The following is a 19,938-nucleotide window of genomic DNA, read 5'->3' on the forward strand; positions in this document are numbered from 1 at the left end:
TTCGTTCGCGTGGCTAACAATTTACCATCGCTTGAATCTTGCGGACGGCCGGGTGGTGACTCCCTGTGTAGCCCTGCTCCGGCTCCGCCTATGGTTGGTCCGGTGTGGGCTCCGCGGGTTCCGCTCCGGTCCTCACAACCCAAGGTCCACCCTGCCCTCGAAGGACAGCGATGCCTGCCAAGAAGACCTCGCGACGCGCCCGTGTGATCGTGATCGCCGTCGTGCTGCTGCTCGTGGCCGGTGTCGGCGGCGGGACCTTCTGGACGATCAGCACCGTCCGCGACTCCTTTCCCCAGACCAGCGGCTCGCTGAAGCTGAAGGGCCTGGAGGATCCGGTGACCGTCCAGCGCGACCGCCAGGGCATTCCGCAGGTGTACGCGGACAGTTCGAGCGACCTGTTCACCGCGCAGGGATACGTCCAGGCACAGGACCGCTTCTGGGAGATGGACGTACGGCGGCACATGACGTCCGGGCGGCTGTCGGAGATGTTCGGTCCGGGCCAGGTGAAGACGGACGCGTTCCTGCGCACGCTCGGCTGGCGCAAGGTCGCCGAACGCGAGTACGCGGGGCTCTCGAAGGAGACCAGGGCCAACCTCAAGTCCTACACCGCGGGCGTCAACGCCTACCTCAAGGACCACAAGGGGTCCTCCGCCTCACTCGAGTACGCCGCCCTCGACATGGAGCACAGCTACACAGCGGAGAAGTGGGACCCGGTCGACTCCGTGGCCTGGCTCAAGGCGATGGCCTGGGACCTGCGCGCCAACATGTCCTCCGAGATCGACCGCGCGCTGATGGCCGGACGCCTCTCCAGCGAGCAGATCGCCGAGCTGTACCCGGACTACCCGGCCGAGCGGAACAAGCCGGTCACCGAGGGTGCGATAGACCCCGGCAGCAAGGAGTTCGACCCCAAGGGCGGGGCCGCGCTCTCACCGGACGACGTCGCCGGCGCCCAGCAGGCCGTGCGCAGCGCGGGCTCGCAGCTCAGCTCCCTCGCCACGCGCCTCGACAAGATCCCCGCACTGCTCGGCCCCAGCAACAGCGGAATCGGCTCCAACTCCTGGGTGGTCTCCGGGAAGCACACGACGACCGGCAAGCCGCTCCTGGCCAACGACCCGCATCTGTCGCCGCAGTTGCCGTCCATCTGGTACCAGATGGGGCTGCACTGCAGGAACGTCTCCAAGTCCTGCCCGTACGACGTCTCCGGGTTCACCTTCGCGGGGCTGCCGGGCGTCGTCATCGGCCACAACCAGGACATCTCCTGGGGCATGACGAACCTCGGCGCGGACGTGACCGACCTGTACCTGGAGAAGTTCAAGGACGGCGGGTACCTGTACGACGGCAGGCGCCGCGAGTACAGGACCCGCAAGGAGACCATCAAGGTCGCCGGCGGTTCGAACCGGGAGATAACGGTCCGCGAGACCAACAACGGCCCTGTCCTCTCCGACCGGGACAGCGAGCTGCGCAAGGTGGGCGAGACGTCCCCCGTGGACAACGCGGCACCCGACCGCGGCGACGGCTACGGGATCTCGCTGCGGTGGACTGCGCTGAGCCCCACGAAGACCATGGACGCCGTCTTCAAGCTCAACAAGGCTTCGGACTTCAAGGAGTTCCGCGCGGCGGCACGCGACTTCGCGGTGCCCTCGCAGAACCTGATCTACGCCGACACCGAGGGCAACATCGGCTACCAGGCACCGGGGCGCATCCCGGTGCGCGGCGCGGGCGACGGACGCTACCCGGCGCCCGGCTGGGACCCGCGCTACCGGTGGAAGGGCTACGTACCGCAGAAGGCGCTGCCCTGGGAGTACAACCCCAGCCGTGGATACATAGTCACCGCCAACCAGGCCGTCGTCGACGAGAAGAAGTACCCCTACCTGCTGACCAAGGACTGGGGCTACGGCACACGCAGTCAGCGCATCAACGACCTGATCAGCTCGAAGATCGCCGATGGCGGCAAGATCTCCATGGGCGACATGCAGACCATGCAGATGGACAACAGCAGCGAGATCGCGAAGCTGCTCGTGCCCTACCTGCTGAAGATCAACATCGAGGACAAGTACGTGCGCGAGGCCCAGCGGCTCCTCGAAGGCTGGGACTACACCCAGGACCGCGACTCGGCGCCCGCCGCGTACTTCAACGCCGTCTGGCGCAACATGCTGCTGCTCGCCTTCGGCAACAAACTCCCCAAGGAGCTGAGGGTCAAGGGCGACTGCCTCAACGTGCGCCCCTCCGACGAGTCCGGCCCCGTCGACGACCTCCAGGGCAACACCCGCCTGGTGCGCGAGTGCGGCGTGCGGGACACCGCCTCGGCACAACCGGACGGCGGGGACCGCTGGTACGAGGTCGTGCGCAAGCTCATCAAGGACGAGGACAGCGAGTGGTGGAAGACGCCCGGCACCGACCGCCGCCGGGGCGACGCCAACCGCGACGAACTCCTCGCCCACGCCATGAAGAACGCCCGCTGGGAGCTGACGTCCAAACTCGGCAAGGACATAGACACCTGGAGCTGGGGCCGTCTGCACCACCTGATGCTGAAGAACCAGACCATAGGGACCGACGGTCCGGGCTTCATGCAGTTCCTGCTCAACCGCGGCCCGTGGGACCTCGGCGGCGGCAAGGACGCGGTCAACGCGACGGGCTGGAACGCCGCGGGCGGCTACGACGTGATCTGGGCGCCGTCGATGCGGATGGTCGTCAACCTCGACAACTTCGACAAGTCGCGCTGGATCAACCTCACCGGCGCCTCGGGGCACGCCTACAACCCGCACTACGTGGACCAGATGGACAAGTGGTCCGAAGGGAAGCTGCTGCCCTGGGCGTTCAGCCAGCGGGCGGTGGAGAAGGGCACCGAGGAGAAGATGGCGCTGACGCCGTAGAGGGGCCCGGCCGCACCGGTTCACGGCCCGCACCTGCCCGGCCCGCACCGGTTCACGGCCGGTACCGGCGCGGCGGGCCGGCGCGGCGGGCGGGGGCCCTCGGCAGCCGTCTCGGCCCGGCTCCCCGGCCCGGCAGCGCTCAGGCGTGGTGCGGCGGCGGCGCCTGGAAGCGGTGGACGGCCGAAGGCGTCACCGCCGCCGCCACGGGCAGGTCGTGCGGCTCCGCCGGTACGGCGCCGACGAGTTCGGCGTCGTACAGCAGCACCGCCAGCGCCGGCCGCGCACCGGCGGCCCCGATCCTCGCCAGCACCCGGTCGTACGATCCGCCGCCGCGGCCCAGCCGGAGGCCCTGCCCGTCGACGGCCAGTCCGGGAAGCAGCACCGCGTCCGCTTCCGTGACCGCCTCGGGTCCGAGGCGCGGTCCTTCCGGTTCCAGCAGGCCTCGCCGGGCCTTCACGAGCCGGCCTGCACCCTCGTACACGCCCCAGTCCAGGTCGTTGTCCGGCAGCAGTACCGGAAGCAGCACCCGAACCCCCCGCGCGCGCAGCGCCTCCAGCAGCGGCCCCGTGCCGGGTTCCCGCCCTATCGAGACGTAGGCCGCGACAGTGCGTGCCTCGGCCAGTTCCGGGAGCTCCAGCGCGCGTTCGGCGAGGACGGTGGCCGTCGCCTCCGCGTCCCGCGCAGTCAACCGGGCCCTCACCGCAAGGATGCTCTCCCGCAACGCGTGCTTACTAGCGTCGATTTCGCCCACTGGCGCCTCGGATCCCTTCCGTCTCGCGCGTTGTTGCTCATAGCGCTACATATCCGCGCGAAGCGTTGTCATCTGCACAAAGCCACCGGTTATCGTGCGGGACATGACTACTTCCCGAGCACAGATCAGCAAGGCTGTCATCCCGGCAGCGGGTCTGGGCACCCGCTTCCTGCCCGCCACCAAGGCAACTCCGAAGGAGATGCTTCCGGTCGTCGACAAGCCGGCGATCCAGTATGTGGTCGAGGAAGCGGTCACGGCCGGGCTGCCGGATGTTCTGATGGTCACAGGCCGCAACAAGCGCCCTCTCGAGGACCACTTCGACCGCAACTACGAACTCGAGCAGGTCCTGCGCGACAAGGGCGACGACACCAAGCTGAGCAGGGTCGAGGAGTCGAGCGACCTCGCCACCATGCACTACGTCCGCCAGGGCGACCCGCGGGGCCTGGGCCACGCCGTGCTGTGCGCCGCCCCCCACGTGGGCGACCAGGCCTTCGCCGTGCTCCTGGGCGACGACCTCATCGACCCGCGCGACCCGCTGCTGACCCGCATGATCCAGGTCCGGGAGGAGCACGGCGGCAGCGTCATCGCGCTCATGGAGGTCCCACCGGAGAGCATCCACCTCTACGGCTGCGCCGCCGCCGCACCCACAAGGGAGACGGACGTCGTGCAGGTCTCCGACCTCGTGGAGAAGCCCGCGGCCGCGCAGGCCCCGTCCAATCTCGCGATCATCGGACGCTACGTCCTCGACCCGGCGGTCTTCGAGGTGCTGCGCAAGACCGAGCCGGGCCGCGGCGGCGAGATCCAGCTCACCGACGCCCTCCAGACGCTCGCCGCCGACCCCTCCCTGGGCGGCCCGGTGCACGGCGTCGTCTTCCGCGGCCGCCGCTACGACACCGGTGACCGTGGCGACTATCTGCGGGCCATTGTCAGACTGGCATGCGAACGTGAGGACCTGGGCCCGGACTTCCGGGACTGGCTGCGCGGCTTCGTCACCGAGGAGATGTGAGGCTTGAGCGAGACCTGGTCGGTCGAGGAGCACCTGGACGACATCCTCAGCAGCGTCCGCCCCCTTGAGCCCATCGAGCTGCAACTGCTCGACGCGCAGGGGTGCGTGCTCGTCGAGGACGTCACGGTGCCCGTCTCCCTGCCCCCCTTCGACAACAGCTCGATGGACGGATACGCGGTGCGCACGGCCGACGTCCGGGGCGCCACGGAGGAGTTCCCCGCGGTGCTCACCGTCATAGGGGATGTGGCGGCCGGCGAGGGTGATCTGCCAGTGGTCGAGCGCGGCCAGGCGGCCCGCATCATGACGGGCGCGGCGCTTCCCCCGGGAGCCGAGGCGGTCGTCCCCGTGGAGTGGACGGACGGCGGCCTGGGCGGCGGCCCCGTGGAGACGATGAGCGCGCGCAGCCTCGACCCGCGTGGAGCGGCCGGCGAGGTCCGCGTCCACCGTCCCGTCGAGGACGGGCAGCACGTGCGCCCGCGCGGCAGCGACGTGCGGGCCGGGGCGGTGGCTCTCAGCGCGGGCACGCTTCTCGGCCCGCCCCAGGTGGGCCTGCTCGCGGCGATCGGCCGGGGCACGGTCACAGTGCGCCCGCGTCCGCGGGTGGTCGTCGTCTCCACAGGCAGTGAACTCGTGCAGCCCGGCGAGCAGTTGGGCTCGGGCCAGATCTACGACTCCAACAGTTTCGTGCTGACCGCCGCCGCCCGCGACGCCGGCGCGATCGCCTACCGGGTGGGCGCCGTCGCAGACGACGCGGACACCCTGCGCGCCACGATCGAGGACCAGTTGATCCGCGCGGACCTCGTCGTCACCAGCGGCGGTGTGAGCGTGGGCGCGTACGACGTGGTCAAGGAGGTGCTCTCGAGGATCGACGGCGGCAGCGGCGACGTCGAGTTCCGCCGGCTCGCGATGCAGCCCGGCAAGCCGCAGGGCTTCGGCCTGATCGGCCCGGACCGCACCCCCGTCCTCGCCCTTCCGGGCAACCCGGTGAGTTCGTACGTCTCCTTCGAGCTCTTCGTCCGGCCCGCCGTACGGGCGTTGATGGGCCGCGCGTCCGTGCGGCGCGAGACGGCCAGGGCCCGGCTGGAGTCCGAGGAGGCCCTGACGTCGCCCGACGGCAAGCGCCAGTTCCTGCGCGGTGGTTACCTTCCGCCGCAGGCGGGGGAGGCCATCGGGACGGTCCGTCCGGTCGGCGGCGCGGGTTCCCATCTGATCGGTGCTCTGGCACAGGCGAATTCCTTGATCGACGTCCCTGAGAAGACGACACGCGTCACCCCGGGGGAGGAAGTGACCGTCGTCCCGCTCGACCAGTAGCGACGAGGCGGAGCCTCCCCGCCGCAGGCCCGGTACCGTATCCGGACACAGGGACGGTTCCGGGAGCACGATGAGCAGCGCAGAACAGCAGCACCTCACCCACATCGACGAGGGCGGGGCGGCACGCATGGTCGACGTCTCCGCGAAGGACGTCACCGCGCGCACGGCCCGCGCGGCCGGGCGTGTGCTGGTCTCTCCCCGCGTGGTGGAGCTGCTGCGCGGCGAGGACGGTCAGGGCCTGCCGAAGGGAGACGCGCTGGCCACGGCCCGTATCGCGGGCATCATGGGCGCCAAGCGGACGCCCGACCTCATTCCGCTGTGCCATCCGCTCGCGGTCTCCGGCGTGAAGGTGGATCTGTCGGTCACCGACGAGGCCGTCGAGATCACCGCGCAGGTGAGGACGACGGACCGCACGGGCGTCGAGATGGAGGCGCTGACGGCCGTGACGGTCGCGGCCCTGACTGTGGTCGACATGGTGAAAGCCGTGGACAAGGCGGCGGTCATATCCGACATTCGCGTCGAGGAGAAAAGCGGCGGCCGCTCCGGTAACTGGACGCGCGCCGGGGCGAGTTCGTCCCGCGTCCGGCGAGGGGGCAATGGCCGGCCCGGCGAGTCCAGCGAAGAGGAGTCCGACGTATGAGTCCAGCCCTGCATCCCTACCGAGCCCTTGCGGTGACGGCGTCGAACCGCGCGGCCGAAGGCGTCTACGAGGACACCGGCGGTCCGTTGATCGTCGAGGCCCTGTCGGCCATGGGTTTCGAAGTGGACGGGCCCAGCGTCGTGCACGACGGCGAACCCGTCGCGGAAGTGCTCGGCGCTGCGGTCGCGGCCCGCTACGACGTCATCGTCACGACCGGCGGCACCGGCGTCTCACCCACCGACTGCACCCCCGAGATGACGCGCCGCGTCCTCGACTACGAGATCCCGGGCATCGCGGAGGCGATCCGCGCCCGGGGCGCGGAGAAGGTCCCCACGGCCGTCCTGTCCCGCGGCGTCGCGGGCGTCGCGAACAGCACTCTGATCGTCAACCTTCCGGGTTCGTCGGGCGGCGTACGCGACGGACTCGTGGTGCTGGAACGGTTGTTGAGGCATGCCGTCGACCAGATCCACGGCGGTGACCATTCCAGAGGGGACCTCAACTGAACGCTTCCTGGCCGATCGTGCTGACGGACGGTAAGACCACCCTCCGTCCCATAAAGCTGCGCGATCAGCGTGCCTGGCGCGAGGTGAACCAGCGCAACCGTGAATGGCTGCGACCCTGGGAAGCCACCATTCCGCCGGCACCGTCCGGGCTCACGCCGCCGAGCCGCCCCTCGTACCGGCAGATGGTCCGTCATCTGCGCGCCGAGGCGCAGGCGGGCCGGATGCTGCCGTTCGTGGTGGAGCATCAAGGGCGTCTCGCGGGCCAGTTGACAGTCGCGGGGATCACCTGGGGGTCGATGTGCTCCGGCCATATCGGCTACTGGGTGGACCGCGCGGTCGCGGGCCGCGGGGTGATGCCGACGGCCGTCGCGCTCGCCACGGACCACTGTTTCCGCACCGTCGGACTGCACCGCGTCGAGATCTGCATCCGGCCGGAGAACACGGCGAGCCGGCGCGTGGTGGAGAAACTCGGCTTCCGCGAGGAGGGGTTGAGGCCGCGTTATCTGCATATCGACGGTGCCTGGCGCGACCATCTCGTATTCGCCCTGACCGTCGAAGAAGTACCGGAAGGACTCCTCGCACGCTGGCATCGGACAGCTCCGGGCACCTCCAGAAAATAAAATAGACGTTCGATATTGAGGATGTTCCCACTGAACAACCGGTACGCGCACAGGAATTGAACACGCGAAGTTCCGTGCCCAACGCCGGTGAAAAACATGGAGAGATCAGCCGGATCATGCGACACACCGCCGCATTTGGCAGATGGGTGCGGCTCAACCCCTCTACCGTGTGAGGGTGAACAGCAGTGGCCTCATCTACGCAGTCATCGTCGGGGCCTGGGCTGCCTACTTGGTGCCGATGTGGCTCCGCAGGCAGGACGAGCTGAACGAATCCCGCCCGACGGAACGCTTCAGCACCGCCATCCGCCTGCTGTCCGGCAAGGCGGCGATGGAAAGGCGCTACGCGAAGGAGAACGAGCGCCGCGACGGTGAAGTCCCCGGGGAACACGGGGATCTCCCGGCCCCCGACAACTGCACCCCCGAAGGCGCGCACGGCGTGCACGGCGCGGACGATCCGGCCGACGTCGACGAATCGGTCGACGTACGTGCCTACGCCGACCCCAAGACCATGGTGGGCGAAGGCGGTACGGGGGTTCCCACCGAAGCGTTCGCCGCCTCCGGCTCCCCGGACGGTGCGAACTCCGGCAGCCGGCACGGTAACAGCAGCAACACCCCGGAGCGGGACGGCGCCGAACGCGGGAAGGCCGAACGCGACAAGGCGGAGCGTGACAAGGCCAGGAGCAAGCGCGCCAAGGTGCTCGCCCGGCGTCGCCGCACCACGATGGTTCTCTTCCTCGCCTTCACCGCGGGCACGATCGTCGCCGCCGTCGGCGGGCTCGCCTTCCTGTGGGCACCGGGGGTGCCGGGGCTGCTGCTGAGCGCCTACATCGTTCATCTGCGCGTCCAGGAACGCCGCCGCTTCGCCGCCGTCATGGACAAGCGCCGCGCCGAGGCCGCGGGGCAGGGCGGGCGAGCACAGCAGTCCGGGGACGACGCGAGCGCCCCGACGGCCGCGCACACCCAGGCTCACCCCCGCCCCTCCGGGAAGGCAGCGGCGGCCGAGTCCGGCGCGGCGGCGCACGCGGAAGAGCCCGCCGCGGTCGACCGGCGCGCGCTCGTCGAGCAGACGGACCACGCGGAGTGGGTCGACCAGCAGCGCGACGACGGCCGCGAGCCCACCGAGGGCTGGGAGCCGGTGCCGGTTCCGCTTCCGACGTACGTCAGCGCGCCGGTCGCCCCGCGCAGCGCCCGCGGCGTCGACCTGGAGGCCCCCGGCACCTGGAGCTCCGCGCGCTCCAGCGCTGCCGGTGAGCCCTCGGCCGCCGCCTCCGGCACCGGCCAGGAGCAGGACGAGGAGCACGGCAGCGGGTCGCGGCGCGGACGCGAGCGGCGCCAGACGCCGCTCTTCGACCAGTACGAGGAAGAGCACCGCCCGCGCGCAGCCAACGAGTGACGCCCGGTGACCGGCCCCGGCGCCCCCGCCGGGACGGGGACCGGGCGCTCGGCCCGGTGACGGTGCCGGGAAGCGGCCGGGAAGCGCGGTGACCAGGGCCGGAACCGATTAACGCCCGGCGCGGCGAGGATGCTAAGGTTTCACCCGTCGCAAGGGCCTGTGGCGCAGTCCGGTAGCGCATCTCGTTCGCAACGAGAGGGTCAGGGGTTCAAATCCCCTCAGGTCCACCGCAACTCAAGCCCCCGTCGGAGAGATTCCGCGGGGGCTTTGGCGTGCCGTACAGCAGCGAAGCACAGCAACTACGGTGACCGCCTCTGACCGCTGACCCGTCTGCCGAGGTACTTCCCGGGGCTTCTCCAGGGTACGCATCTGCCTGAGCTCCGATCGATCTGCAGCGACCGCCCTCGAATGAGAGCGGCTACGCCGGAGCCTGGGGTGCTGAGCGCGCCGGCCGGCCGCTGAGATTGATCGGCTCGACTGTCAGCCAGGCAATTGCCCTACACGCCTCCGCCAAAATGGCTGGCCCTCCCGTCGCACCTCTGTCACCTGGCCGACTCAACCTAGAGTGACGTAGTCCTCGATGAACTTCTCCCTGTGTGAGCTCCTGTGCCGATGAGAAGAACGCGCGACGGCGGTCTGGTCCTGTTCCTGCTGCCGTACATCGCCATCGGGCTCGCCGCGGCCGCGGATCTGGCCGCCGGGCCGGCTCTCGGGCTGCTCCCGCTGGTCGCGCTCGGCCCGGCGTTCGCCAGCTTGAAGGGCGGGCTGCGCCACGTAGTGAGCGTCGGGCTGCTGTCGTTGGTCCTCTCCGTACTGCTCAGCCTGTACGACGGCCTGTTCGGGACGGAGCGCGGCGTGACTGCGCTGGTCGCAGTGCTGGGAACCAGCATCGCGAGTCTGGTGGCCACGCACTTGCGGCGGCGTCAGCAACAGAAGTTGGTCCGGGCCCGCGCAGTCGCCAAGGTCGCGCATCGGATCCTGTTGCGCGAGGTGCCCGAGACGCTGGACGGCCTTCAGATTGCCGTTTCCTACAGCTCGGCGACCCGGGATGCCCCGGTCGGAGGGGATTTCTACGAAGCGGTCCGGTGTCTTGGCGGCGTGCGAGTGGTCGTGGGTGACGTTCAAGGCAAGGGGCTGAATGCGGTCGAGCGGGCTTTGGTGGTGCTCGGCGCCTACCGGGTGGCCGCCTGCGACGAAGCCACGTTGCCCGACGTGGGCAGGTGCCTGGAACGTGCTGCGGGACGGCAGTTCTCGGAGGACGCCTTCGCGACGGTGGTCCTCGCCGAAGTGAGCAGCGACGGGACGGTGATTCTCGTCAACTACGGCCATCCGCCGCCGCTGATCTTGCGGGGCGACGGTACCTGCTGCTTGGCGGAACCCGCCGAACCGGCCCTGCCGCTCGGCCTCGGCGACCTCGGAGGGGACCATCCCACGCCGTACCGTGCCGTACTCGATCCCGGTGACCAGATGCTGCTCTACACCGACGGGACGACAGAAGCACGCAACGCCGCCGGGCAGTTCTACCCGCTCGCGGAGCGCGCCTCACTGCTGAGGGCAACCGACGCCTGGGCCGCCCTCGAAGCCCTGCGCAGCGACGTCGTCGCACACACCGGCGGCCCTCTCACCGACGACGCCGCCATGCTCCTGCTGCGTCGCTGACAAGCGCCACAAGGGCAGGCGGCGGCCCGTTGTGGCAGCCAGTGGGTACCAGCCCATCTGCCATGCGTGGCCGCGACTTCCCGAGCGAACCCGCATACGAAAACGCCCGGTGATCTCGCAGGGTTGCTGTACGGCAAGGAGGACAGCAACCACTCTGACCGCTGCTGGACGTTGACGACCTCAAGCAGCCGGCCGACCGCCCGGGGAGACCTCAGCTCATCTCGGGGGCGACGGTCCGCCTCGGTCTCGCCGATGCGCCGGTGGGCGTGTGCGGACGGGGCGCGGCCCTCCGCTGCCGGAAGCCCTGGTGCGCGCCTTCTTCTTGAGGCAGGTCGTCGCTGCCGGCAGGCGCACCCCGCGCACCTGGGGTTCTCAGCAGAATCACAGGAAATCCAAAGGAAGCTCTCAGGAAAGGTGCGCAGTCTGAGTGCATGAACGACACGGATGCTTCTCGGCCCCGGCCCTCGCGCGTCCTCGTGGTCGACGACGAGGACGCGCTGAGCGACCTGCTGTCGATGGCGCTGCGCTACGAAGGGTGGGAGACGCGAGCTGAGGGTGACGGCGCCTCGGCGTTGCGTACCGCACGTGAGTGGCGGCCGGACGCGGTCGTGCTGGACGTGATGCTGCCGGACATGGACGGGCTGGCTGTGCTGGGCGGACTGCGGCGGGAGTTGCCCGAGGTCCCGGTGCTGTTCCTGACGGCCAAGGATGCGGTGGAGGACCGTATCGCGGGCCTGACCGCCGGTGGTGACGACTACGTCACCAAGCCGTTCTCCCTCGAAGAGCTCGTGGCGCGCCTGCGCGGGCTGTTGCGCAGGTCGGGTGTGCTGACCTTGCGACCTGACTCGGTGCTCGTCGTGGGTGACCTCACGCTCGATGAGGAGAGTCACGAGGTCGCGCGGGGCGGCAGCGAGATCGAGCTGACCGCCACGGAATTCGAGCTGTTGCGCTTTCTGATGCGGAATCCGCGCAGGGTCCTGAGCAAGACGCAGATACTGGACCGGGTGTGGAGTTACGACTTCGGGGGCCGGGCCAACGTCGTCGAGCTCTACATCTCGTATCTGCGCCGGAAGGTCGACGCCGGACGTGCACCGATGATCCACACACGCCGGGGTGCCGGATATCTGATCAAGGCGGCGTCCGACAAGTCGTCGCCGGGCACGGCTCCGGTCGGTTCCGCTGATCGATCCGGCCACGTGCCCTGCGCGTCCGCGCGGACAGCCGGCGACTCGACCGGGGAAGGCGAGCGGTGAGGCTGCGGCAGGGGCCGAGGTTGTTTCGCCGGCGCTGGTCGCTGCGTACTCAGCTCGTCGTCTCGGCGGTCGCACTGATCGCTGTCGTCTGCGCCGTGATCGGCACCGTCACCGCGATAGCGGTGAATTCCTCACTGGAGTCGCGTCTCGACGACGAATTGCGCACCTCGGTGCAGCGTTCGTACGGGCCTCCCGGCGCTCCCGAACCGCGCCCGGACGATCTGCGCTTTGTCGCCATACCGGGACAGCCGATCGGCACCGTCGGGGCTCGGACCGACGGCAGCGGCGAGCTGACCGGGGCAGCCCGCAGCACGGACTCGGACCGCGGACCCGGCATGGACCTGTCCGACCGGATGACCGGGCTGACGACCGCCCAGACCGAGGCGCTCGGCGGAGTGCCGCCGGACGGCCGTCCTCACACGGTGTCGCTACCGGGACTGGGCGACTACCGCGTCCAGTCCGGCGCGCTTCCAGGAGACGCGGACGGTCTCCTGGTCGGGTTGCCGATGAGCGGTGTGCAGTCCACCCTCAAGACCCTCGTTGTGGTGGAGGTCTGCGTCTCGGCCGCCGGTCTGGTCGCCGCGGGTATCGCGGGGACGGCGATGGTACGGATCGCGCTGCGGCCCCTGCGCCGCGTCGCCGCGACCGCGACGAAGGTCACGCAACTGCCCCTGCACAGCGGCGATGTGGTGCTTCCGCACCGCGTCTCGGAGCGTGACACGGATCAGCGCACCGAGGTCGGTCAGGTCGGCGCCGCCCTGAACAGGATGCTGGGCCACGTCGGCGCCGCGCTGGAGGCCCGGCAGGAGAGCGAGACGCGGGTACGGCAGTTCGTGGCGGACGCCAGCCATGAGCTGCGCACTCCGCTGGCTTCGATCCGCGGTTACGCGGAACTGAGCCGGCGGGTCTCCCGTGGCCCCGATCACGTGGAGAAGGGCACCGGGCCGCCCGCGGACAGCGCGCCGGACCGGGGCACCGCGTGGCACCCGGACGCCTTGCACGCCTTGGACCGGATCGAGGCGGAGGCGGCCCGGATGACAGGGCTCGTGGAGGATCTTCTGCTGCTGGCCAGGCTGGATGCCGGACGGCCGCTGGAGCGCGGAGAGGTGAGTCTTTCGTCGCTCGTCGTGGACGCGGTGAGCGACGCCCGTGCGGCCGGCCCGGGCCATGCGTGGCGACTCGAGCTGCCTGCCGAGCCTGTCGAAGTGCGGGGGGACGGCACGCGGTTGCAGCAGGTGCTGGTGAACCTGCTGGCGAACGCCCGTACGCACACGCCGCCAGGCTCCACCGTCACGGCACGCCTGCGGCCTCAGCCCGACGCCGGCGAAGTCGTCATCGAGGTCGAGGACGACGGCCCCGGCATTCCGGCGGAGGTACTGCCGCACATCTTCGAGCGGTTCGCCCGCGGGGACGCCACGCGGTCGCGCTCCCACGGCAGCACCGGGCTGGGCCTCGCCATCGTGGAAGCCGTGGTCGCCGCGCACCACGGAGGGGTGACTGTTCGCAGCGTGCCGGGCCGTACGGTCTTCGCGGTTCGGCTCCCGGGTGCGGCCCGCACGGCCGGCACGGTGCACCTGGGCCGGAGTGAACCGGCGGAACGGGCGAATCAGGCGTCGCAGAGCGATTCACAGGTCACGCACAGCCTCAGCAGAGGCTCCTGACAGAGCAGTTGACGACGGTTCGGGGTATGCGAACAGACACCCCGCCGACGGACCCGCCAACGGAGTCCCTGCCCGCTCGCCGTCCGCTGCCGCTGCCCGTGCGGACCGCGACGGCTCCGGGCGCTCAGCCCGTGCTCGACATCGTCGTGCCCGTGTACAACGAGGAGAACACGCTTGAGGCCTCCGTACATCGCCTGCACAGCTACCTGACCGGGCACCTTCCGTACGCATTCCGCGTCACCATCGCGGACAACGCCAGTACGGACGGAACGCCGCGGATCGCCGCCCGGCTGGCCGCCGAACTGAGCGATGTCGAGTTCGTACGTCTGGAGAAAAAGGGGCGCGGTCGTGCACTGCACGCCGTGTGGAGCCACTCCGACGCCCCCGTACGGGCCTACCTGGATGTGGACCTCTCCACCGACCTCAACGCCCTGCTGCCCCTGGTGGCGCCTCTTGTCTCCGGGCACTCCGACATCGCCATCGGGACGCGACTGGCGAGAGGTTCACGGGTCGTACGGGGCCCGAAGAGGGAACTGATCTCCCGTGCGTACAACTTGATCCTTCGCGGCTCGCTCTCCACCGGCTTCTCCGACGCGCAATGCGGATTCAAGGCGATCCGGGGGGAGGTGGCCGAGCGGCTGCTGCCGCTGGTGGAGGACACCGGTTGGTTCTTCGACACGGAGCTGCTGGTGCTCGCTGAGCGTGCCGGTCTGCGCATTCACGAGGTGCCGGTGGACTGGGTGGACGACCCCGACAGCCGGGTCGATCTCGTACGGACGGCGCTGGCCGACCTGCGCGGCGTCTGGCGGGTGGGGCGCGCGCTGGCGACGGGCGCTCTGCCCCTCGCTCGATTGCGCCGACCCTTCGGTGACGACCCGCGCGACCGCCAGGTGGAAGGAGTGCCGAACGGGCTGGCGCGCCAGCTGGCGGGCTTCTGCGTGATCGGCGCACTCAGCACGCTCGCCTACCTGGTTCTCTACTCACTGCTGCGGCAGGGAGTGGGCCCGCAGTACGCCAACGTGCTGGCGCTGCTGATCACTGCGATAGGCAACACGGCTGCCAACCGCCGTCACACGTTCCGTGTCCGCGGGCGTGCGCGCCTTGTGCGGCACCAGGCGCAGGGCCTGCTCGTCTTCGCCATCGGGCTGGCGCTGACGAGCGGATCGCTCGGCGCGCTCGAAATCGCCGACCCACACCCTTCGCACAGCACCGAACTGGCCGTGCTCGTCGTCGCCAACCTGGCCGCGACACTCCTGCGCTTCCTGCTCTTCCGTACCTGGGTCTTCGCGGGAGAGAGCGACGACGCGGTTCCGAACGCGGAAGCTCAACCGCGACACATCAGCGTCCCGCCGGGTCACGAGGGAGCAGCCGGGAGCCGCTGCCGGGATGACTCCCAGGACGACACCGCCTCCACCGAACGGACCTCCGCATGACCGCACTTGCCCGCTCAAAGCCATTCACCCTCCTCACTCGGCGAGCATCGCCCGGCATTCACCCTGATCGTCCCCGCTGGGAACGGCCGTCCTACTGGGCGCTGCTGGTTCTGACGGCGGTCGTCCTCCTGTACGGGCTGGGCGCTTCGGGGTATGCCAACTCCTTCTACTCCGCGGCTGCGCAGGCAGGGAGCGAGAGCTGGAAGGCATTCCTCTTCGGCTCCCTCGACTCGGGCAACGTGATCACAGTCGACAAGCCGCCCGCGGCCCTTTGGCCGATGGCGCTGTCCGTCCGGCTGTTCGGGCTGGGCAGTTGGCAGATTCTGGTGCCGCAGGCGCTGATGGGTGTCGCCACCGTCGCCGTGCTGTATGCGTCCGTACGGCGCTGGTTCGGGCCTGCTGCGGGACTGCTCGCAGGCGGGCTGATGGCAGTGACGCCGGTGGCAGCGCTGATGTTCCGCTTCAACAATCCGGACGCCCTGCTGTGCCTGCTGTGCGTGTGCGCGGTGTACTGCCTGCTGCGCGCCGTCGAGGACAGCCGGAGCAGGTGGTTGCTGCTGTGCGGCGTCTGCCTCGGATTCGCCTTTCTTGTCAAGACACTTCAGGCCTGGCTGATCGTGCCACCGCTGGCGCTTGTCTATCTCGTCTGCGCACAGCCGTCGCTGCCGCGCCGTATCGGCCGGTTGCTGCTGGCCGGACTGGCGATGGTGGCGAGTGCCGGCTGGTGGGTCGCGCTCGCCGAGCTGTGGCCGGCCGGTTCGCGGCCGTACATCGGCGGCTCGCAGAACAACAGCTTTCTTGAACTGACGCTCGGCTACAACGGATTGGGCCGCATCACGGGGAACGAACCCGGCAGCGTCGGTCCGGGGGCCGGCCGTGGCGGAGGCTTCGGCGGTCGGGGTGGTCCGGGTGGTGGTGCCGGTGGCGGGCCGTTCGGAGAGAGCGGCATCGGCCGGATGTTCAACCAGGCGATCGGCGGCCAGATCTCCTGGCTGCTGCCTGCCGCTCTGCTCCTGCTCGTCGCGGGTCTGGTGCTCACGCGCAGGGCCGCTCGTACGGACGCACAGCGCGCGGCACTGCTGGCGTGGGGCGGCTCGCTGCTGATCACCGTCGCTGTCTTCAGCCTGATGTCGGGGATCTTCCACGAGTACTACACCGTCGCGCTCGCGCCCTACATCGCCGCGGTCGTCGCCATCGGGGCGGTGCTGCTGTGGCGGCGGCGTACACACCGTGCCGCGTCGGCTGCGCTTGCGGGTGTCGTGGCGGTGACGGCGGTGTGGTCGTACGTACTGCTGGGGCGGGCAGTGGACTGGCTGCCGTGGCTCAAGTGGGTCGTTCTCGCCGTGGGGTTGACGGCGGCCGCAGGAATTCTGGTGACGGTGGTACTGCCCCGCAAGGTGGCTGCCGGGATGGCTGCGGTGGGTCTCGCTGCCTCGGTGGCGGGGCCGGTGGCATACACGCTGAGCACAGTGCACACCCCGCACACCGGTGCGATCGTGACGGCAGGCCCCGCAGTGGCACGCTTCGGCCAGGGTGGGCCAGGCGGTGCGGCAGGCTTCGGCGGTGCCGCCCGCCCTGAGATTCCTGCGGGTGCCGATGGAACTCAAGGGCGCCCGGACGGCCAGGGCCAACAGGCAGGGGAACCGGGGCAGTTCCCGCCAGGTCTTCCCGGCGGGCAGGGACAGGGGCAGGACGGTATGCCCGGCAATGGCCAACCCGGTCGGGGCTCCGACGGCGAACGCGCGGGCCGAATGTCCCCCGGCGGACCCATGGGCGGCCTCCTCAACGGCCAACAGGTCAGCAAGAAGGTCAAGGCGAAGCTCACCGAGAACGCCGACGACTACACCTGGACAGCGGCCACCATCGGCGCGATGAACGGCGCAAGCTACCAACTCGCCACGGAACGGCCGGTGATGTCCATCGGCGGCTTCAACGGCAGCGATCCCGCTCCCACTTTGGCCAAGTTCAAGGAGTACGTACGCGACGGCAAGATCCACTACTTCATCGGCGGCGACGGACCAGGGGGAGGGGACCGAAGGGGAGGCACGGCCGGCATCACGGACTGGGTGGAGAAGCACTGCACCAAGGTGAAGATCGGCGAGACCACCCTTTACGACCTGACGAAGAAGAAGCAGTAGCGACGAACCGCCACAGGGCGACGCTCGGAACCTCCAGCACGTCCCATCGCCACTGAGGTGGCAGCCCCCCAGTTGCAGGGGCTGCCACCTCCCGCCCCGCGAACAGGCCGGAGCGCTCCGGAGACCGGCCCGCAGGCTTCAGTCCAGGCAGAACTCGTTGCCCTCGGGGTCGGCCATCACGATGAAGCCGGCGCTCAGCGGGGGAGCGGGCTCGTCGCGGCGCAGCCGCGTCGCCCCGAGTGCGACGAGTCGGTCGCACTCGGCTTCGAGCGCCGCCATCCTCTCCTCCCCCTCCAGACCGGGAGCCGCGCGGACGTCGAGGTGGAGGCGGTTCTTGGCGACCTTGTCCTCCGGTACCTGCTGGAAGAACAGCCGTGGGCCGTGCCCGTCCGGGTCCTCGACGGCGGATCTCGTGTTGCCCTGCTCCTCGGGGACGCCCATCCGCGCGAGGAAGTCGTCCCACGCGGCCAGCACGTCGGCGTCCTCGGGCAGGTCGGTTCCGGGCGGGGCGGGATGGACGTAGCCCAGCGCGTCGCGCCAGAAGGTCGAGAGTGCCCGCGGGTCGTGGGCGTCGAAGGTGACTTGGACTTGACGGCTCATCGGGTCACTCCGTCCGAAGTGGGTTCGTGTGCAGGTAGAGGTCGCGCAGGAGGCATACCTCGGAAAGGTGGTGGATCAGCTCACGGTGGATGTGCAGCACCAGATCGGCCATGGTCAGTTCGGGGTAGGGCTCCTTCGCGCCGACCGGCGTCCGGAGCCCGGACTCGCCGAGCGCCCGCACCCCGGCCAGCCAGACATCGAGCTGGGTCCTGAGCTGGTCCAGCGCCGTGGCCGCGCTGCCGGCGTACTCCCAGGTCTCGTACGAGGCGGCGGGCGCCCCGAAGTGCGAGGCGTTGCGTGCGGCGAGCACGCCGACGACGACGTGACCGAGCCGCCAGGCGATCGTGGTGAACGGCGTCGGGACCGGTTCGGGGTATGCGTAGTCGATGGTGAATTCCCCGGCACCGGCGGTCACGGGCGCCTTCGAGGTGCCGCGCAGCCGCACGCTCCAGGCGTCCGGCACCGGCGACCAGAAGTACTCGTCGTCGGAGAGGCCTTCGAGCCGCGCCCGGAGCTGATGGTTCCAGTGGAACTGCCACTGCTCGCGCAGGGTCCGGTTCCAGCCTGATTCGTCTGCGTTCATGGCGGCACCCTGACATCACTTGCGGACAGGTACTGTCCGCCTTCACGGTCCGCCTCCCCGGTCCCGTTCAGGCACCGTCGCCGATTCATGACCGCGGGCCAGGGGACGTGAGGCGCTCGGGTGCTCCCGGACCGGCCACCCGCCCCCGGGGACCGGCGCGGTGTCAGCGCACGAGGCTGGGGCGTTTGCCGTCGAACGTCCAGCCGGGGATGAGGTATTGCATGGCGGCGGCGTCGTCGCGCGAGCCCAGTGCCTTTTCCTGGTGGAGCTCGTGGGCGGCGAGGAGCCGGTCCATGTCGATTCCGACCCCGAGACCCGCAGCGCCGGGCACGGCGATCTCGCCGTCGGCGATGCGGGGCGGGTCGGTGGTCAGCCGCTCCAGTCCTTCCTGCCAGATCCAGTGCGTGTCCAGCGCGTTGTACTCGCCGGGGGCCGCCGCTCCGCAGTGGGTCACCATGGCGAGGGAGATGTCGAAGTGGTTGTTGGAGTGGCATCCCCAGGTGAGGCCCATCGCGTTGCACAGCTGAGCCACCCGTACCGACCCCTGCATGGTCCAGAAGTGGGGGTCGGCGAGGGGGATGGAGACCGACTGGAGGGCCAGGGCGTGGGTCAGCTGCCGCCAGTCCGTCGCGATCATGTTGGTCGCCGTGGGCAGCCCGGTGGCGCGTCGGAATTCGGCCAGGATCTCCCGCCCCGAGTAGCCGTCCTCCGCTCCGCAGGGGTCCTCGGCGTAGGTGAGGGTGCCCACCAGCGGCCGGCACAGCTCGGTGGCCTCGCGCAGCGACCACGCGCCGTTGGGGTCGAGCGTGATGCGGGCTTCGGGGAAGCGCTCCTTGAGCGCGCGGACTGCTCCGATCTCCTCGGGGCCTTCCAGTACGCCGCCCTTGAGCTTGAAGTCGCGGAAGCCGTACAGGTCGTGGGCGGCCTCGGCCTGACGCACGATCGCGGCGGGCGTGAGGGCCTCCTCGTGCCGGATGCGGTACCAGTCCACCGGCGATTCGGGTTCGCGGACGTACTCCAGATCGGTGCGGCCCGGGTCGCCGACGTAGAAGAGGTAGCCCAGGACGCGCACGGAGGCCCGCTGCTGCCCGTCGCCGAGGAGAGCGGCGACGGGGACGTCGAGGTGCTGTCCGAGGAGGTCCAGCAGGGCCGACTCGACGGCGGTGACGGCGTGGACGGTCGTACGCAGGTCGAAGGTCTGCCTGCCCCGCCCTCCCGCGTCGCGTCCCGCGAACCGGTCGCCGATCTCCCGCAGCACCCGCTTGTAGTCGCCGGTCCTGGCCCCGACGACGAGGGGCCGGGCGTCCCGCAGGGTCTGCGTGATCTTCTCGCCGCCCGGCACCTCACCGAGTCCCGTGCGTCCTTCGGAGTCCTCGAGGACCACCACGTTGCGGGTGAAGTACGGGCCGTGCGCGCCGGAGAGGTTCAGCTCCATGCAGTCCCGGCCGGCGACCGGGTAGACGGAGAAGCCGGTGACGGTCGGCTGCTTCATGGCGGTGAACCTCCAGGTGTGC

Annotated in this window: 16 protein-coding genes and 1 tRNA gene; 13 read left to right on the top strand and 4 right to left on the bottom strand. The window is 69.9% G+C overall.

From position 1 onward, the window contains the following. The first annotated feature begins 170 nt into the window (after positions 1-170). Positions 171-2,873: a penicillin acylase family protein gene (locus EV375_RS23175; protein ID WP_130301335.1), complete on the top strand. Its 2,703-nt coding sequence runs from the start codon at positions 171-173 to the stop codon at positions 2,871-2,873. Positions 2,874-3,012: 139 nt separating this feature from the next. Here the strand turns inward: EV375_RS23175 and EV375_RS23180 are convergent, their stop codons facing one another. After that, on the bottom strand, positions 3,013-3,624 hold the full coding sequence (locus tag EV375_RS23180; RefSeq protein ID WP_130301336.1) for a 5-formyltetrahydrofolate cyclo-ligase: 612 nt from the start codon (positions 3,622-3,624) through the stop codon (positions 3,013-3,015). Positions 3,625-3,727: 103 nt separating this feature from the next. Between EV375_RS23180 and galU the strand changes: the two genes are divergently transcribed. From galU to EV375_RS23240, 12 genes are all read left to right on the top strand, one after another. Then, entirely contained in the window at positions 3,728-4,630 is a 903-nt protein-coding gene (gene galU, locus EV375_RS23185) for a UTP--glucose-1-phosphate uridylyltransferase GalU (RefSeq protein WP_130301337.1), read from the top strand. 3 nt (positions 4,631-4,633) lie between these two features. Further along, entirely contained in the window at positions 4,634-5,941 is a 1,308-nt protein-coding gene (glp, locus tag EV375_RS23190; protein ID WP_130301338.1) for a molybdotransferase-like divisome protein Glp, read from the top strand. Between the two features lie 70 nt (positions 5,942-6,011). After that, on the top strand, positions 6,012-6,581 hold the full coding sequence (gene moaC / locus EV375_RS23195; RefSeq protein WP_130301339.1) for a cyclic pyranopterin monophosphate synthase MoaC: 570 nt from the start codon (positions 6,012-6,014) through the stop codon (positions 6,579-6,581). Further along, positions 6,578-7,084, top strand: a complete 507-nt coding sequence (locus EV375_RS23200; protein ID WP_130301340.1) for a MogA/MoaB family molybdenum cofactor biosynthesis protein — start codon at positions 6,578-6,580, stop codon at positions 7,082-7,084. The genes moaC and EV375_RS23200 overlap by 4 nt, the downstream gene beginning before the upstream one ends. A 14-nt stretch (positions 7,085-7,098) precedes the next feature. Beyond that, positions 7,099-7,704, top strand: a complete 606-nt coding sequence (locus EV375_RS23205; RefSeq protein WP_055484226.1) for a GNAT family N-acetyltransferase — start codon at positions 7,099-7,101, stop codon at positions 7,702-7,704. Positions 7,705-7,879: 175 nt separating this feature from the next. Continuing rightward, positions 7,880-9,097 (top strand): divisome protein SepX/GlpR, encoded by a 1,218-nt coding sequence (sepX, locus tag EV375_RS23210; RefSeq protein ID WP_486588661.1) that lies wholly within the window; start codon positions 7,880-7,882, stop codon positions 9,095-9,097. A gap of 153 nt (positions 9,098-9,250) precedes the next feature. Then, positions 9,251-9,324, top strand: a tRNA-Ala gene (locus EV375_RS23215). 385 nt (positions 9,325-9,709) lie between these two features. Beyond that, on the top strand, positions 9,710-10,756 hold the full coding sequence (locus EV375_RS23220) for a PP2C family protein-serine/threonine phosphatase (protein ID WP_130301342.1): 1,047 nt from the start codon (positions 9,710-9,712) through the stop codon (positions 10,754-10,756). 431 nt (positions 10,757-11,187) lie between these two features. Then, a complete protein-coding gene (locus EV375_RS23225; RefSeq protein ID WP_130301343.1) occupies positions 11,188-12,009 on the top strand; it encodes a response regulator transcription factor in 822 nt (273 codons plus the stop codon). 20 nt (positions 12,010-12,029) lie between these two features. Next, on the top strand, positions 12,030-13,670 hold the full coding sequence (locus EV375_RS23230) for a sensor histidine kinase (RefSeq protein ID WP_130301344.1): 1,641 nt from the start codon (positions 12,030-12,032) through the stop codon (positions 13,668-13,670). A 26-nt stretch (positions 13,671-13,696) separates the two neighbouring features. Then, a complete protein-coding gene (locus tag EV375_RS23235; RefSeq protein WP_130301345.1) occupies positions 13,697-15,103 on the top strand; it encodes a bifunctional glycosyltransferase family 2/GtrA family protein in 1,407 nt (468 codons plus the stop codon). Further along, on the top strand, positions 15,100-17,241 hold the full coding sequence (locus EV375_RS23240; protein WP_130301346.1) for a glycosyltransferase family 39 protein: 2,142 nt from the start codon (positions 15,100-15,102) through the stop codon (positions 17,239-17,241). The genes EV375_RS23235 and EV375_RS23240 overlap by 4 nt, the downstream gene beginning before the upstream one ends. A 138-nt stretch (positions 17,242-17,379) precedes the next feature. On the opposite strand, the gene EV375_RS23245 is transcribed toward EV375_RS23240, so the two are convergent. From EV375_RS23245 to EV375_RS23255, 3 genes are all read right to left on the bottom strand, one after another. Then, positions 17,380-17,841 carry a VOC family protein gene (locus EV375_RS23245; RefSeq protein WP_130301347.1) on the bottom strand — a complete coding sequence of 154 codons (462 nt, stop codon included), beginning with the start codon at positions 17,839-17,841 and terminating at the stop codon, positions 17,380-17,382. 4 nt (positions 17,842-17,845) lie between these two features. After that, positions 17,846-18,424, bottom strand: a complete 579-nt coding sequence (locus EV375_RS23250; protein WP_130301348.1) for a DinB family protein — start codon at positions 18,422-18,424, stop codon at positions 17,846-17,848. Positions 18,425-18,587: 163 nt separating this feature from the next. Then, complete coding sequence (locus tag EV375_RS23255; RefSeq protein ID WP_130301349.1) at positions 18,588-19,916, bottom strand: enolase C-terminal domain-like protein; 1,329 nt, start codon at positions 19,914-19,916, stop codon at positions 18,588-18,590. Positions 19,917-19,938 lie beyond the last annotated feature (22 nt).

This window comes from Streptomyces sp. CNZ301 (assembly GCF_004217425.1).